This window comes from Achromobacter mucicolens, from assembly GCF_902859725.1.
Lineage (GTDB): Bacteria > Pseudomonadota > Gammaproteobacteria > Burkholderiales > Burkholderiaceae_B > Achromobacter > Achromobacter mucicolens.
Genome location: NZ_CADIJP010000001.1, coordinates 144,541 through 159,952 on the forward strand (window position 1 = coordinate 144,541; position 15,412 = coordinate 159,952).

At 65.4% G+C, this 15,412-nt stretch carries 13 protein-coding genes and 1 pseudogene; 6 read left to right on the forward strand and 8 right to left on the reverse strand.

Going from position 1 to position 15,412, the window contains the following annotated elements:
• Nucleotides 1–200 precede the first annotated feature (200 nt).
• The 3 genes from HV786_RS00635 (at nucleotide 201) to HV786_RS00645 (ending at nucleotide 3,107) form a co-directional block, all read left to right on the forward strand.
• A complete protein-coding gene (locus HV786_RS00635; protein WP_128829342.1) occupies nucleotides 201–452 on the forward strand; it encodes a type II toxin-antitoxin system Y4mF family antitoxin in 252 nt (83 codons plus the stop codon).
• A complete protein-coding gene (locus tag HV786_RS00640; protein WP_128829341.1) occupies nucleotides 449–1,714 on the forward strand; it encodes a type II toxin-antitoxin system HipA family toxin in 1,266 nt (421 codons plus the stop codon). Before HV786_RS00635 ends, HV786_RS00640 begins: the two co-directional genes overlap by 4 nt.
• A 193-nt stretch (nucleotides 1,715–1,907) precedes the next feature.
• Complete coding sequence (locus HV786_RS00645) at nucleotides 1,908–3,107, forward strand: MFS transporter (protein ID WP_128829340.1); 1,200 nt, start codon at nucleotides 1,908–1,910, stop codon at nucleotides 3,105–3,107.
• A 22-nt stretch (nucleotides 3,108–3,129) separates the two neighbouring features.
• Here the strand turns inward: HV786_RS00645 and HV786_RS00650 are convergent, their stop codons facing one another.
• The 6 genes and pseudogenes from HV786_RS00650 to HV786_RS00675 all read right to left on the reverse strand — a co-directional run bounded on the left by HV786_RS00650 (nucleotide 3,130) and on the right by HV786_RS00675 (nucleotide 8,205).
• Nucleotides 3,130–3,438, reverse strand: a complete 309-nt coding sequence (locus HV786_RS00650) for a helix-turn-helix domain-containing transcriptional regulator (RefSeq protein ID WP_128829339.1) — start codon at nucleotides 3,436–3,438, stop codon at nucleotides 3,130–3,132.
• Nucleotides 3,435–3,758 (reverse strand): type II toxin-antitoxin system RelE/ParE family toxin, encoded by a 324-nt coding sequence (locus tag HV786_RS00655; protein ID WP_175209690.1) that lies wholly within the window; start codon nucleotides 3,756–3,758, stop codon nucleotides 3,435–3,437. The genes HV786_RS00650 and HV786_RS00655 overlap by 4 nt, the downstream gene beginning before the upstream one ends.
• Before the next feature lie 296 nt (nucleotides 3,759–4,054).
• Nucleotides 4,055–5,363 (reverse strand): annotated as a pseudogene (locus tag HV786_RS00660) (MFS transporter).
• A gap of 26 nt (nucleotides 5,364–5,389) precedes the next feature.
• A complete protein-coding gene (gene dgoD, locus HV786_RS00665; protein WP_056324857.1) occupies nucleotides 5,390–6,538 on the reverse strand; it encodes a galactonate dehydratase in 1,149 nt (382 codons plus the stop codon).
• The gene (locus tag HV786_RS00670) at nucleotides 6,535–7,188 is read right to left on the reverse strand and encodes a 2-dehydro-3-deoxy-6-phosphogalactonate aldolase (RefSeq protein WP_128829337.1); all 654 of its coding nucleotides are present in this window, start codon (nucleotides 7,186–7,188) and stop codon (nucleotides 6,535–6,537) included. Before HV786_RS00670 ends, dgoD begins: the two co-directional genes overlap by 4 nt.
• A 9-nt stretch (nucleotides 7,189–7,197) precedes the next feature.
• A complete protein-coding gene (locus tag HV786_RS00675; protein ID WP_128829336.1) occupies nucleotides 7,198–8,205 on the reverse strand; it encodes a 2-dehydro-3-deoxygalactonokinase in 1,008 nt (335 codons plus the stop codon).
• A 357-nt stretch (nucleotides 8,206–8,562) separates the two neighbouring features.
• Here HV786_RS00675 and HV786_RS00680 point away from each other — a divergent pair, with 357 nt between their 5' ends.
• Nucleotides 8,563–9,384, forward strand: a complete 822-nt coding sequence (locus HV786_RS00680) for an IclR family transcriptional regulator (RefSeq protein ID WP_128829335.1) — start codon at nucleotides 8,563–8,565, stop codon at nucleotides 9,382–9,384.
• Between the two features lie 91 nt (nucleotides 9,385–9,475).
• Here HV786_RS00680 and HV786_RS00685 read toward each other — a convergent pair whose 3' ends face one another.
• Both HV786_RS00685 and HV786_RS00690 read right to left on the reverse strand, forming a co-directional pair.
• Nucleotides 9,476–11,656, reverse strand: coding sequence for an ATP-binding response regulator (locus HV786_RS00685; RefSeq protein ID WP_128829334.1), 2,181 nt, complete (start codon nucleotides 11,654–11,656; stop codon nucleotides 9,476–9,478).
• A 191-nt stretch (nucleotides 11,657–11,847) separates the two neighbouring features.
• The gene (locus HV786_RS00690; RefSeq protein WP_128829333.1) at nucleotides 11,848–12,798 is read right to left on the reverse strand and encodes a LysR family transcriptional regulator; all 951 of its coding nucleotides are present in this window, start codon (nucleotides 12,796–12,798) and stop codon (nucleotides 11,848–11,850) included.
• 92 nt (nucleotides 12,799–12,890) lie between these two features.
• Between HV786_RS00690 and HV786_RS00695 the strand changes: the two genes are divergently transcribed.
• Together HV786_RS00695 and HV786_RS00700 are read left to right on the forward strand one after the other, a co-directional pair.
• Nucleotides 12,891–14,366 (forward strand): aldehyde dehydrogenase, encoded by a 1,476-nt coding sequence (locus tag HV786_RS00695; protein WP_128829332.1) that lies wholly within the window; start codon nucleotides 12,891–12,893, stop codon nucleotides 14,364–14,366.
• Nucleotides 14,367–14,372: 6 nt separating this feature from the next.
• On the forward strand, nucleotides 14,373–15,407 hold the full coding sequence (locus HV786_RS00700; protein ID WP_128829331.1) for an NAD-dependent epimerase/dehydratase family protein: 1,035 nt from the start codon (nucleotides 14,373–14,375) through the stop codon (nucleotides 15,405–15,407).
• The last annotated feature ends 5 nt before the right edge of the window (nucleotides 15,408–15,412 follow it).

The window sequence follows — 15,412 nt, forward strand, 5'->3', positions numbered from 1 at the left end:
CCTTTTTGTTTGTAGAAGCTTTGCTTCCCGATCGGTAATTTTTGTGGCCAAGGCAAGCAAAAAAGGATATAAAATTCCCGATCGGTAATATTAATGCGCTTTCTTCGAATTTTGCTCAAAAAATTCCCGATCGGGAAAAATGCGGCCTTAATACGCCCAAACTTGGCTAAAATTCCCGAACGGTAAAAATGGAGGTGGCTATGGGTTCGAACGTCGACGCGTTTCCCGTGACGGTGCAGACCTCGGCCGAATTGGGCGAACTGGTAAGAGCCGTCCGGCGGTCCCAGGGGTTGCTGCAAGCGGATCTGGCTGGCCTGTCCGGGACCGGCAATCGCTTTGTGGTGGACTTGGAGCGAGGCAAGCCGACGCTGCAGTTGCAGAAGGTGTTGGATGCGCTGGATCTGCTCGGGCTGGAGGTGCAGATCGCACCCAAGCGCGCGAGGCTGCCATGAGCAACGTAGACGCGCTCGATCTCTACCGGGATGGCCAGAAGGTCGGGCGCCTGTTCGACGAGCAGCCCCTGCGCTTCGCGTATGACGACGCATGGATCGCGCATCCGGACGCCCGTCCGATCTCGCCGTCGATACCGCTTGTGCAAGGTGATCAATCCACTGACGCCGTCCACGCCTTCTTCGAAAACCTGCTGCCCGAAGGCCACGTGCGCAAGTTTTTGCAGGCCAGCCGGCATGCGACGACGGTGTTCGGATTGCTGCGCAGCGTCGGCGGCGACACCGCGAGCGGTTTGACGATTTTGCCGCGGGGGGAAGTTCCCCAGCCCGCCCAGTATCGACCCGTGACTTGGCCGGAAATCGCTGCGCGTCTGCAGCAAACTGGCGTGCCGGCGCTGGTGGCCGAGAACGTTGAAGGCACGCGGATCTCGCTCGCGGGGGCGCAGGACAAGCTTCTGCTGACGGTCATGCCTGACGGTTCGCCCGCACTGCCGGAGGGTGCGGCCCCCTCCACTCACATCCTCAAGCCGGACATCCGCGGGCTGGATGGGGTCTGGGCATCGGCCCTGAACGAGACGCTGGTCATGCAACTGGCGGCAGCACTTGGGTTGGGCGTTGCGCAAGCCGTTTATCAACCGGAAACGCGCGCGTGTCTGATTCAGCGTTACGACCGCATGCCCGACGGACTGGGCGGATTACGGCGACTGCATCAGCTGGACCTGTGCCAGTTGGCGGGCAAGCCTTCAAACGTGAAGTACGAATCGGATGGCGGTCCGACGCTGTTGGATTGCCGCAAGTTGCTGGCAGCGACGGGTGTCGGTGGTCCGGACGTAAAGCGTTTTTTGCAGTGGATTCTGTTCAACCTGATGGTGGGCAACAACGACAGCCACGCGAAGAATCTCTCCGTGCTTCTGGACGGCGACGGGAAATACGTCCTTGCGCCGTTCTACGACTTGATGTGCACGGCGATTTACCCCGGGTTGAGCGCGCGGTTCGCGTTTGCCATTGGCGGGGAGGACAAACCGGGCGCTATTGGCAAGGATCAACTCGATGCCATGGCGAGCGATCTGGGATTTAACCCGCGCTATGTTGCCGCCGTGGCGCAATCGCTTCTCGGAGCATTGCCGGACGCGCTGGCACAGGTCAAGGCCCGCTTGTGGGACGAAGCACGGTCGGGAACAGAACGGACGCTTCTGGAGCGGCTGACGCGATGGATCACGACCAACACGCGCAAGCATGCAAAGCGCTGGGGACTGCATACCTGACGGCGCGCCCAGGCGGCGGGTCGGACATCCGCTGATTAATGACCTGAAGTCAAAAGTGTTTGCCCGCCAGACGCCTTTTTCTGCAAGGATCCGGCGGTCATACTGCACGCCTGTCTATCCGATGCGCCGGCCATTTCAGGCCGGGCGCGCCCCAGGAACGTCCTGCCGGCGCCGTCGAACCCAAGGAACTTGCATGAATCCCCAAGAAACCCAGCCGGTGAAGGCCGGCCCGCCGTTGTTGGCGCTTGCCGTCGGTGCGTTTGGCATCGGCGTGACCGAGTTTTCTCCCATGGGCCTGTTGCCCGTCATCGCCGAGGGGGTGAACGTGTCCATCCCCAGCGCGGGCATGCTGGTCAGCGCCTACGCGATCGGCGTCATGATCGGCGCGCCGCTGATGACGCTGGCGTTCTCGCGGTGGTCGCGGCGCAAGGCGCTGATCCTGCTGATGGCGATTTTCACCATCGGCAACATCCTGTCGGCGCTGTCGCCCAACTACACGACGCTGTTGCTGGCCCGCCTGGTGACCAGCCTGAACCACGGCGCGTTCTTTGGCCTGGGCTCGCTGGTGGCCGCCAGCGTGGTGCCGCGCCATAAGCAGGCCAGCGCGGTGGCGACGATGTTCATGGGGCTGACCATCGCCAACGTGGGCGGGGTGCCGGCCGCGACGTGGCTGGGGCAGACAATCGGTTGGCGGATGTCGTTCTTTGCGACGGCAGTGCTGGGCCTGGTCGCAATGCTGTCGCTGTGGCTGGCGTTGCCGGCAGGTGAGGCCGGGCGTCGTCCCAACGTGCGTCATGAACTGGCGGTGCTGCGCAGCCCCGCCGTGTTGCTGGCCCTGCTGACGACGGTGCTGGGCGCGGGCGCGATGTTCACGCTGTACACGTACATCGCGCCGACGCTGGCCGAGATCACGGGCGCGTCGCCGGCTTTCGTGACGGGCATGCTGGTGCTGATCGGTCTGGGCTTCACGCTGGGCAACGGCGTGGGCGGGCGCATGGCCGACCGCTCGCTCGATGGCACGCTGATTTTCTTCCTGGTGCTGGTGATTGTGGACCTGCTGGCGTTCCCGTGGCTGGCCTCGACGCCGGTCGGCGCGGCGATCGCGCTCCTGATCTTCGGCATCGCGACGTTCGCGGTGGTGCCCCCGCTGCAGATGGGCGTGATGCGTGCGGCGACGGATGCGCCGGGACTGGCCTCGTCGATGAACGTGGGCGCCTTTAACCTGGGCAACGCGGTGGGCGCGGCGGCCGGGGGCGCGGTGATCTCGGCGGGCATGGGCTACGCGGCGGTGCCGATTGCCGGCGCGGTGATCGCAACGGCTGGCTTGGCGCTAGTGCTGGTGCAGCGAGCCGGGAATGTGCGCCGGCGTAAGCTGGCGATGCAGGGCTGCTGAGGTTATCCAGGGCCGGAAGCTGCTAGCCGATTTGCCGCCCCTCCAACGGTTGTACGGCCAATCGTAATCCCATTGCCTTCAGGATGGCTGTGAGGCTACTAAGACCGGGATTTCCACTTGGGGAGAGTGTGCGATATAGCTGAGTGGGGTTCAATCGCGCCGTGGATGCCACTGTCTGAACGCCGCCGAAGGCCTGGGTAAGTTGACGCAGCGCGATTAGCAGCTCTGCCTGATCCCCATCCTCCAGAACGCTGTTGATCAGGTCCGCGGCCAGTCCGGGGTCATTGCGGTACAGCTCGGCCATCGCCTCGTCGTGTGATCTGCTTTTCATGGTCTTTGTTCCCAGTCTTTGCGATAGCGGACGGCGCACGCAAGATCCGCCGATTGGGTGCTTTTGTCGCCGCCACATAGAAGCAGTACGACCCGGCGTCTCACCAGTGTGTAGTAAAGGCGGTAGCCGGGCCCCATGTCGATGCGCAGTTCCCAGATGCCATCGCGGCAAAAGCGGTGGTCACCGAAATTGCCGAGTTCAATTCGTGCAACTCGGCGTATGACGGCGACCTTGATGCGGTTATCTCGCAGACTGTTCAGCCAATCGAGATAAGGATTCGTATGCCCATCAGGCGCCAGGTAATGTTCGATTTCAACCATGCGGATATTCGTTTATTGACGAATTAAAGTCAAGCCGTATGGGGCGCTGACTCCGTGTCTCTTCAGCTCCTCGCAAAGGGGCTGCGAGCTGACGGATGATCCGGCGAACGAAAGGAGCGGCGCAATGGTGGTGCGTGACAGATTCATCACTCCGGCGGCCGAGCACGCGGAAGGGGACGATGTCGTTTGTATCTGGGTGAAGGACGAAACAGGACGTATTGGAATCGACAAGAAAAAAGGGCGTCCCGCAGGACGCCCATTCATTCAAAGCCAGGGTTCAATCCCAGGCCAAGTCCTCAAGCCTCGATTCGCTCCACCTTACCGACCAGCAAGATATACGACAGCGCACCCAGCAACGCCAGCGACGACACGTACACGATCGCCGGTGCGAAGTTGTCCTTGGACACCAGCAAGCCGATGACGATGGGCGTGCAGATCGACGACAGGTTGCCGACGAAGTTGAACACGCCGCCGGTCAGGCCCAGGAGGCGCACCGGGGCCAACGTCGAGACCAGCGACCAGGTGATCGACGCCAGGCCGTTCCCAAAGAACGCGACCGCCAGGAAGAAGATGACCCACGGCGTGGAGTCGGTGAAGTTCGCGCCGATCATGGACGTGGAGATCAAGAGGCCCAGGATGATGGGCAGCTTGCGCGCCATGCCGACCGTTGCGCCGCGGCGGATCAGGAAGTCGGACAGCACGCCCGAGCACAGCACGCCGATGAAGGCGGCCAGAAAGGGCACCGACGCCAGGAAGCCGGACTTGATGAAGTCCATGCCGCGGTACTTGACCAGGTACGTGGGGAACCACGTCAGGAAGAACCACAGCGTGGAGGTCAGGCAGAACTGGCCGAGGTACACGCCCCACAGCTTGCGCTTGCTCATGACCAAACCCAGGTCGTTCCAGTTAAACGGGGCCTTCTTTTCGCGCACGCGCGTGTCCAGGTCGACGACGCCGCCGCCTTGTTGGATCAGTTCGATCTCGGCCGCGTTGGCGCCTTTGAACTGGCGCGGTTCGCGGTAGATCATGAACCACAGCACGCCCCAGATGATGCCCAACAGGCCCGTGCTGACGAACACCATGTGCCAGCCGTAGTGGTGCTGCAGCCAGGCCAGCACCGGCGTCAGGAACGCCAGGCCGACGAACTGGCCGGACGTGTAGAAGCCGATGGCGGTGGCGCGCTCACGTTCCGGGAACCAGGTGGTGACCACGCGGTTGTTGATGGGGTAGGCCGGGGCTTCCAGCGCGCCCACGGCCAGGCGCAGGACGAACAGGATGACGAAGCTGCCGGCAAAGCCCATGAAACGTGGCCGCGGACCACAGGATCAGCGCGGCGGCGTACAGCACGCGGGGGGACACGCGGTCCACCAGCCAGCCGCCGGGGATCTGCATGGCGGCGTAGGTCCAGCCGAAGGCCGACAGGATCAGGCCTTCATGCCAGGTGTCCAGGCCGAACTCGTCCTTGAGGGCGGGTGCGGCGATGGACAGGTTGCTGCGGTCCAGGTAGTTGATGACTACGGTGATGAACAGCATCACCATGATGATGTAGCGGCTGCGGGTCGGGCGCTGAGCGCTCTGCAGGCCGGTGTGGGCGGCGGTGGACAATGGTGTCTCCTCTCTCTTTTATCGGCTTACCATTCGGCGAAGCTGCCGTCGGCGTGACGCCAGATGGGGTTGCGCCAGCGGTGACCCACTGCCGCACGTTCCTTGACGTATTCCTCGTTCACGTCGATGCCCAGGCCGGGACCTTGCGGGATCGCGACCATGCCGTCCTCGTAGGCAAAGACCTCGCGGTTGCTGACGTAGTCGAGCAGGTCGTTGGCGGCGTTGTAGTGAATGCCCAGGCTCTGTTCCTGGATGAACGCGTTGTAGCAGCCGGCGTCGATCTGCAGGCACGTGGCCAGCGCGATAGGGCCGAGCGGGCAATGCAGCGCCAGCGCGACGTCGTAGGCTTCGGCCATCGCGGCGATCTTGCGGGTCTCGGTGATGCCGCCGGCGTGCGACGGGTCGGGCTGGATGATGTCGACGTAGCCTTCGGACAGCACGCGCTTGAAGTCCCAGCGCGAGAAAAGACGCTCGCCCAGCGCGATGGGCGTGGACGTCAGCGGCGCCAGTTCCTTCAGCGCTTCGTAGTGTTCGCTCAGCACGGGCTCTTCGATGAACATGAGCTTGAACGGGTCAAGTTCCTTCATCAGCACCTTGGCCATGGGCTTGTGGACGCGGCCATGGAAGTCCACGCCGATGCCCACGTTCGGGCCGACGGCGTCGCGCACGGCGGCAACGTTCTCCAGGCACTTTTCGACCTTGTCGAACGAGTCGATGTACTGCAGTTCTTCGGTGCCGTTCATCTTGACGGCGGTGAAGCCGCGTTCGACGGCGCTCTTGGCGGCCGCGGCGGTATCGGCGGGACGGTCGCCGCCGATCCACGAGTACACGCGGATGCGGTCGCGCACGTTGCCGCCCAGAAGCTGCGAGACGGGCACGCCAAGGTGCTTGCCCTTGATGTCCCACAGCGCCTGGTCGATGCCGGCCAGTGCGCTCATGTGGATGGCGCCGCCGCGGTAGAAGCCGCCGCGGTACAGGACCGTCCAGTGGTCTTCGATGTTGCGGGGATCCTTGCCGATCAGGTAGTCCGACAGTTCCTCGACCGCCGCCGCAACCGAATGCGCGCGGCCTTCGACAACGGGTTCACCCCAGCCGACGATGCCTTCGTCTGTCTCGATCTTCAGGAAGCACCACCGGGGCGGCACGATGTAGGTGGTGAGCTTGGTGATCTTCATGCTTGGGTCTCCTGGGCAGGATAGGCGCGTTGCCAGGCCGCGACGAAAGCGCGCGCGTTCTGGCTGGTTGCTTCGGCCGACAGGCCGGGTTTGTACAAGGCGGAGCCCAGGCCGAAGCCGCTGGCGCCCGCCTGGGCGTAACTGGAAAGGTTGTCGGGCGTGATGCCGCCCACGGGAACCAGCGCGATCGGCGGGCGCATGACGGCGCGCCAGGCCTTGAGCACGGCGGGACCCAGCTGCTCGGCCGGGAACATCTTCAGCACGTCGGCGCCGGCGGCCAGCGCCGCGAAGGCTTCGGTGGGCGTGGCGACGCCGGGGCAGGACGCCATGCCCAGTTTCTTGGCCTGACGGATCACCGCCGGGTCGCTGTGGGGCATGACGATGAGTTCGCCGCCCGCCTGCTGGATGCGTGCGCAGTCGTCGGGATTGAGAACGGTGCCGGCGCCGATGAGGCAGTCGGTGGGCAGCGCGGCGCGCATGGCGCGGATGCTGTCCAGCGGATCCGGCGAGTTGAGCGGCACTTCGATCAGGCGGAAACCCGCGTCGTACAGCGCCTGCCCGACGGGCTCGGCTTCGGCGGGCGTGATGCCGCGCAGGATGGCGATCAGGCCGCAGTGGGCCATGGCGGTTTGGAGACCGGGATGGTTCATCGAAGGTTCCTAGGCGGGGATCGGGGTAGAGGGGATGACGAGGCCGGCGCAGATGGCCAGGTGCCACAGGCCGCGTTCGGTCGCGTTCTGCGCCTGTTCGGGCACGCCCAGGCCGTAGTGCTGCATGGCCAGGGTGTAGCGCTTGCACAGCGCGGGGTCGCCGCACAGCACGATGCGGGGCAATTGGCCCTGCTGGCGCAACATCTCGGCCAGCGCGGCGACTTCATGGCCGATCAAGAGGCCCGACAGATAGTCCGCCTGCGATTCGGGCGCCAGTTCGCCGGTCAGGCCCAGCGCGCGCGTGCTGAAGATGGTGGACATGACGCCCGCGCGGCCCGCTGGCGCGCCGGCGATCTTGACGCCGCGCTCGAAGGCAGCCAGGTCAGGGGTGGCGGCGTCCGCCATCGTGCGGCCCAGAATGGTATGGCCGCGCAGCGCCGCGTAGACCTCGCCAGTCATGAACGTGTCAAAGTGAGTGACGCGGCCGCGGCGCGCGTTGACCCATTTGGAGTGCGTGCCGGGCAGTCCGATGAGCACGCTGTCGGCGTTGACGTTGGCTTCTTCCGCCATCACGCCGAACACCTGGGTTTCTTCCCCGCGCATCACGTTGGGCAGGCCGTGGCGCTGGATGAGGCCGGGCACGATGTGGACCGGCGTGCCGCCCGCGCGGTCCACTACGGTCAACAGTGTGCCGATGCGTTCCAGGTCGACGGGCACGTCCAGGTAAGCGGCTTCCTTCCAGCCCTGCGCGCTGCCCACCATGCCGCACGCGATGACGGGCAGGGCGGGCTCGGCGCGCAGCCAGTCGCCGCAAGCCTGTTCAAAAGCCAGTTCGAATCCGGACAACGTGGTGGTGGCGGCGCCGTCCTGCAGCGGTTGCGGCAGGCGCATGATGCCCCAGGGCAGATGGCGCGTATCGAGCGTGCGGCCCGTGGCATCCAGGCGGTAGGCGCGCAGCGAAGAGGTTCCCCAATCCAGCGCGATAAGAGCCGCACGGGCGGGCGATCCGTTATTCATCAGAGTCTGTCTCGTCTCTGGCCGCGCATCGGGCGCCGTCGCAGCGCCGTCGGGGGCGCGGGACCGGGCGAGGGGGCGCGGACCTTGTTGTCTGAAATCTGCCGTGCGCGCGCGGGAGACGCGCAGCGCACGAATGGCAAAAATTCTAGTCCAGCGCTTGAAAAATCTCAAAATATAGAATTAAATCCCACATACAGGGAATTTGAAGTGATTTTGAAGCGGCCTTGAATGGGCACTCGACATGACTTGTTCGCCCCGCGAAGCGCCGTGGATCCATCTTTGCTCACGTATCCGTGCCGCGGCGCCGGGTATGCTTGCCGATCTTTCCCCGCCGCGCCGCAACGCTCTCTTCGCAACATGACCGCCACCACACTGCCCCCCGAGCCATCCGCCCCGCTGGACCCCGATGCCGCCGCGCCCGCCGGCACGCAGACGCTGATGCGCGGTCTTGCCGTGGTGCAGGCCGTGGCCGATGGCGCACGCGACCTGAAGGAGATCTGCGCGCGCATCGGCGTGGCGCGCAGCACCACGCACCGGCTGGCAAGTTGTCTGGTGCAAGAGCGCTACCTGCGCGCGTTGCCGGGCGTGGGCTACGTGCTGGGCCCCAAGCTGATCGAGCTGGGCTTCCAGGCGCGCGAGGCTTTTCCGCTGGCGACGCTGGCACGTCCTTATCTGGACAGCCTGGCCGAACTGACCGGCGACACGATTCACCTGGCGGTGCGCGACAACAACGACGTGCTGTATCTGGAAAAAATCCCGGGCAAGAAGGGATTGGAAATGCGTTCGCGGGTGGGCCACCGCATGCCGCTTGCCGCAACCGGCGTCGGCAAGGCGCTGCTGCTGGACGCCGATGAATCGCAATGGAAATCGCTGCATCGCGTGGGCGCGCCCGTGTCATCCCGCGCGCCGGGCGGGCAGCAGGGATGGGAGGCGTTCCGCGACCGCATGCGCGACTACGCGTCGCAAGGTTATGCGTTCGACCTGGAAGACAACGAGCCCTCGATCCGCTGCGTGGCGGCGCCGGTGCGCGATGCCTCCAGCGGCATCGTGGCCGCGATCAGCGTGTCGAGCACCGTGCCTTATATGTCGCTGGAGCGCATGCGCGAGATGGTGCCGGTGGTGCAGGGCGCGGCGGCGGGGATTTCGGCGGAGATGGGGTGGAAGGTGGAGCGGGGGTGAGGGGGATTGGCTTGCGGGAAGGGGCCATCTTGGAGGGAGCCGCAGACCATCGCGGTCGCACAAAGAAGTCAAGCAGGTGCATTGCTTGCCCCTATCCCCGACCACCCCGCCGCTCGATCGTAGACAGCATCTCCAGCAGCACGTCCATATCAACCGGCTTGACCAGATGTGCATCGAAGCCGGCTTCCATCGACTCCCGGCGGTCCTCTTCCTGGCCCCAGCCGCTCAGCGCAAGAATCGTTGCGTGCTCGCCCCAGTCGAGGGTTCGCATGTGGCGGCAGGCCTCGTGGCCTGTCATGCCGGGCATGCCGATGTCCATCAGGACCACTTGTGGACGGATCTGGTTGCCCAGGGCAATGGCTTCTTCGCCGTCGTAAGCGGCAGTGACGTCGTGGCCTTCCAGGGCAAGCACGGCGACCATTGATTCGACCGCGTCGCGGTTGTCGTCGACCACCAGCACCTTGCGCGCGATGGGCGACAGCGCGCTGGCGGATTGCTCGGGTGCGGCTGCCTGGATGCCGGTGACAGGCAGCCGGACGACGAATGTGCTGCCTTTGCCTTGGCCTTCGCTATGGGCGCGCACCGTGCCGCCATGCATTTGCACCAGGCGCTTGACGAGCATGAGGCCAATGCCCAGGCCGCCCTGCGCGCGTTCGGGTGTCCGGTCGACCTGCGTGAACATCTCGAAGATCCGGTCGAGCTGGTCGGGTGGAATGCCCGAGCCGTTGTCGCGGACCGTGACGTCGACGCTGTCCTGGCCCGGGTCGACGAAGAGCTCGATGTCGCCGCCGGGTGGCGTGTATTTGGCCGCGTTCGAGAGCAGGTTGCCGAAGACTTGCGTCAAGCGCTCGGCGTCGCCCTGCAGCGCGATCTGCGCGTCGGGCTGCACCAGCCTCAGCCGGTGCCCGTGTTGTTCCAAGGCGGGGCGGCAAGCCTCGATGGCGTGCTGCAGGACCGCGTCGAGCGTGAGCGCGGTGAGCCGAAGTTCGAGCTTGCCGCGGTTGATGCGGTTGACGTCGAGCAGGTCGTCGACCAGCCTGACCAGCTGGCGCAACTGGCGGTCCATGACTTCGCGCGCGCGTGCCGTCAGGGCGGGATCGCGCTCGGCGCGCTTGAGCACTTCGAGCATGTTGCGCAGGGCGGCAAGCGGATTGCGCAGCTCGTGCGCCAGCACCGCCAGGAATTCGTCCTTTTGCCGCCGTTCGCGCGCCAGTTCCGATTCCGCGATATGACGTTCGAGCAGTTCGGCGGCCTGCCGCGCGAGCAGATCGATGTAGCGCAGGGCCTCTGGGGTGGGACCGCCGGGCCACGCGTAATGGTTGTTGAGCATGCCGAGCAGCTGGCCGCTGCGGCTGAGCAGCGGCGTGCATTGGATCGACCGGATGTTGTCCGCCAGGATGACCTCAAGCCCTGGCATGCCTCGCGGGTCCGTCAGTTGTTCGACGTCGGGCACGACCAGCCGAGCCAGATTCTTGGCGGCCTCGGCGCAGCTTGCGACCCAGCCGTCCTGCGCGAAATGCTCGACGAAGTGTGAGCTCAGGCCCTGGTGAACGGCGATGCTCAGGGTGTTCTTGGCGGGATCGTAGATCTGGATGTTGCCTTTCTCGGTGCCGGAAATGTCGGCCGCGGCGGCCAGGATTTTTTTCAGGAGCGGTTCGAATTCGCCGGGGCCGACGAGTTCGGCGCTCAGCGCCTGCAGTCTGGCCAGGGCGTGGACTTCATGCCGAAGATGCGCGGCCGCGCGGTCCCGTTCGACCACGATGCTGGCGGCCAATGCGCCGAACTCCGCGACACGCTGCTCCCAGGTGCTCAACGCAGCCGCTTGAGGCAGGAACAACAGAAACCAGCCGACGGGCGCACCATCGGCAGCCTGTGCGGGCTGGGCGTGACAGGCCCGGATACCGTGTTGCACACATAGGGATTGCCACTGCGCCGCCCACATCGCCGCGTCCTCGATATCGAGGCAGCCGGTTGGCTGGTCACACCGCGCGGCAAGGCCCGGCGCGAAGAGCGCCTGATCTATCGACTGTCCGCGCAGGTCTGCGGCGAATTCGGCAGGCAATTGCGAGGAATATCCGTCGTCCACGGTCGCGCGGTCCGAGCTCGCCAGAATGACGCAGGCGCGTGCGTCGGGAAGCAAGCGGCCGACGGCATCGGTAAGCGCCTCCAGGCATGCCTTGGCCGGCGTGCCCGACGCCGACGAAAGCAGGATCTGGCGTTGCGCTTCATGCAGCGCAGTGTGGCTTGCGGATTCTGGCGGCTGGCAAGTCAAGCAAGTCTCCTTCCTGGTGCCCCCAACGCATCAGTCATCTGGCGGGAACGATGCATGGATGGAGGCGTTTGGCCTGTGGCGCCGCGGTGTGCGCCTGAGAACGGCTTCGAATATTTACATGGATCCCGCCCCGCGAGTGTTGCAATTTGTCGGTCAGCCGTCACGGATCGTCGCGCAGTTGTCGAGTTCTTTCAGGCGTCGGCAGTGATCGGGGGCAATGGCAACAGCCGCTGCTGGATGTGGGCCATCGCCGTCTCCAGTTGCTCGACCAGCGCCTGCGCGGCCGGCGACAACGTCCTGTCGCGACGATGCAGCACGCCGATGTAGCGGCGCGCCGACGCGTCGCAGAGGGGCGTGCAGAGGAGGCCGGACAGGTTCAGTTCCGGCAGCGCCAGCCGCGGCAGCACACTGACGCCGAGCCCCTGACGCACCATGCCGGCCGCCGTGCCCATGTGCGTGACGTCGTAGCGCAGCGCGGTGGTCGGCGCCCCGACCTCATCGCGCACGGCGCGGTCGAACTGTTGGCGCGCATGGGACCCCTGCGAGAGCAGGATCAGGTCGTAGCGCAGCACGTCGCGCCAGTGCAGCTTGCCCGGGGCCTCGCCCAGCGGGTGACCAGCGGGAAAGACGGCGCAAAAGCAGTCCTCGCCCAAGGGTGTGAACGTCAGGTCGGACGCCGGCTCGGCCTGCGCGGCCACGGCGAACTCGATCTGGTTCGTGCGCAAGAGGGCGACCAGTTCGTCGTTGTGGGCCTCGACCACCCGCACCTTCAGCGCCGGATGCGCCTGGCGCAGCGTGCCGGTGGCGGCGGGAAGAAGTGTCAGGGCGGCCGAGGGCAGGGCGCCCAGCGCCACATTGCCGCGCCGCACGGCAGCCAGGTCTGCCAGGCTGCGGTAGGCCTCTTCGAGGTCGGCAATGGGCCGCTGCACGCGAGCATAAAAGTCCTGCCCGGCCGAGGTCAGGCTGATGCTGCGCGTGGTGCGCTCGAATAACCGCAGGCCGAGCACTTCTTCAAGGTCCTGGATCAGGGCGGTGAAGGACGGTTGTGTCACGCCGAGGTGATTGGCGGCGTGGGTGAAGGAGCCGGTGTCCACCGCAAGCAGAAACGCCTTGAGCGGCCGGTATTTGATATTGATAGCCATCGGCTAATAATAGTGAAGAAATATCTATTTGTGTCTAATAATTGACCGGACGATGATGACGTCTACCGAAGCCCTCCGGATTCATAGACGTTATGGACGCATCGAGCCACAAGCCCTTCCGGCTGGGCGCCAACTGGCGCCAGAGCCAAGACGGCGACGCCGTCATCACCTCCATCAACCCGGCCGACGGCAGCATTGCCGGCATCGTCACGCGCGCGCTGCCGCAGGACGTTGATACCGCGGTCGCGGTCGCCTGGGACGCTTATCAAAACAAACCCTGGCGCAAGCTGCGTCCCGACCAGCGCGCCGCCACGCTGTACGAAATCGGGCGCCGCCTGTCCGCCGAGCGCGAGCCCTTGGCGCGCCTGCAGATGCTGGACAGCGGCAAGCCCTGGAAGGAATGCCTGAACATGGTCGACAGCGCGGCCGGGCATTTCCGCTATTACGCCGCCGTGTGCGAGACGTGGCAGAACGAGATGACGTCGCCGCGTGGGGAATACTTTTCCATGGCCTTGGCCGAGCCCTTTGGCGTGATCGCGGCCATCACGCCCTGGAACTCGCCCATCATGAACGAAGCGCAAAAGGCCGCGCCAGCGCTGGCCGCGGGCAACGCGGTGCTGATCAAGCCGTCCGAGGAAACGCCGCAACTGGCGCTGGAACTGGCCCGCATCTGCGCCGAGGCGGGGCTGCCGGAAGGTCTGCTGACCGTTCTGCCCGGCCATGGCGAAGACGTGGGCGCGGCGCTGGTCAGGCATCCGGGCGTGCGCATGGTGTCGTTCACCGGGGGCACCGAAACCGGCCGCGCCATTGGCGGCATTGCGGGCCAGCGCCTGATTCCGGTCGGACTGGAACTGGGCGGCAAATCGCCGCATATCGTCTTTGACGATGCCGACCTCGATCGCGCGGTGGCAGGCGTGATGTCGGGCATTTTCGGGTCGGCCGGCCAGAGCTGCGTGGCCGGGTCGCGTCTGTTCGTGCAGAAGTCCATTTACGGGCGTTTCATGCAGGCGCTGGTGGAGCGCACGCGGCAGGTCCGCGTCGGCCTGCCCGACGATTCAGCCACGCAGATGGGGCCGCTGGTCTCGCGGGCGCATCGCGACAAGGTGGCGGGCTATGTGGACATTGGCCGTGCCGAGGGCGGGAAAGTCCTGGTCGGAGGCGCGGCGCCCACACAGGGCGAACTGGCCAACGGATGGTTCTACCTGCCGACCGTGATCGATGGGCTGGGCAACGGCGCCCGCGTGTGCCAGGAAGAAATCTTTGGGCCGGTGCTGGTGGCGCTGCCGTTCGAGGACGAGGACGATGTGGTCCAGCAGGCCAACGACACCGCCTTCGGCCTGGCCGCGGGCATGTGGACCGGCGACTACGCCCGCGCCTGGCGCGTGGCGCGTGAGATCGAGGCCGGCTCCATCTGGATCAACACCTACAAGCAATCGCATATCGCGACCCCGTTCGGCGGCTTCAAGGCCAGCGGCATCGGGCGCGAGAAAGGCCTGCACGGCCTGCGCCTCTATAGCCAGGTCAAGAGCCTGTACTGGGGCATGCACGACAAACCGATGGGACTTTGAGCAAACATGACGACTGAAAAGAAACAAGGCGCGGCGCTGTCCCTGGCCGACGCGCGCATCCTGATTGCCGGTGCGGCCAGCCTGGTGGGATCGCACACGGCCGATGCGCTGCTGGCGGCCGGCGTCAAGGAAGTCATCCTGCTGGATAACTTCGCGTTCGGCACGCCAGAGGCGATCGCGCATCTGCAGGACAATCCCCGCGTGAAAGTGGTGCGCGGCGACCTGATGCGCCTGCCCGATCTGCTGACCGCCACCGAGGGCGTGGACGGCGTGCTGCACCTTGCCGCCTACATGACGCTGGGATTTGCCCAGACGCCCTGGCAGGCCGTGGACGTGAACATCCGTGGCGCGCAGAACATGCTGGAGGCCTGCCGCGCCAACAAGGTGAAGAAGATTGTCTTCGCCTCGTCCAATGCCGTGTATGGCTATGGCACCGGCATTGCGGGCGCGCTGGTCGAGAACGGCCCCTTCCATTCGGTGGGCGCGCCTCCCGCGGCCATCCTGTATGGCGCGTCCAAGATCATGGGCGAGCAGCTATGCCGCCAGTACTACCAGAAGGCCGGGCTGGACTACGTGGTGCTGCGCTACTCCACGGTCTACGGCGAACGGCAGCATTACCGCGCCGCCAACTCCCTGTACATCATGGAAACCTACGACCGTGTGCGCAAGGGCGAGCGGCCCGTGCTGCCGGGCGACGGCACGGACACCAAGCATTTCGTGCACGTCTCGGACGTGGCGCGCGCCAATGTGGCCGCCTTTGAAAGCGCCGCCACCGATGTCGCGGTGAATGTGTCGGGGCCCGCGCCCATCACCACCGGTGAACTGGTGCGGCTGGTGCTGGACTACTGCAAGAGCGACCTTCAGCCTGAAATCAAGCCGGATCCGCCCGGCACGGTGCGCCTGACGTCGGGCGGCGCCTTCCACATCCCGCATGACCTGGCTGGCCAACATATCGGCTGGCAACCTCGGGTCGGCATGGCGGAGGGCGTGAATCGGCTGCTGGCCTGGCGCGAGGCGCAGGAGGCCGTGCAGACGCCGTAAGGAGG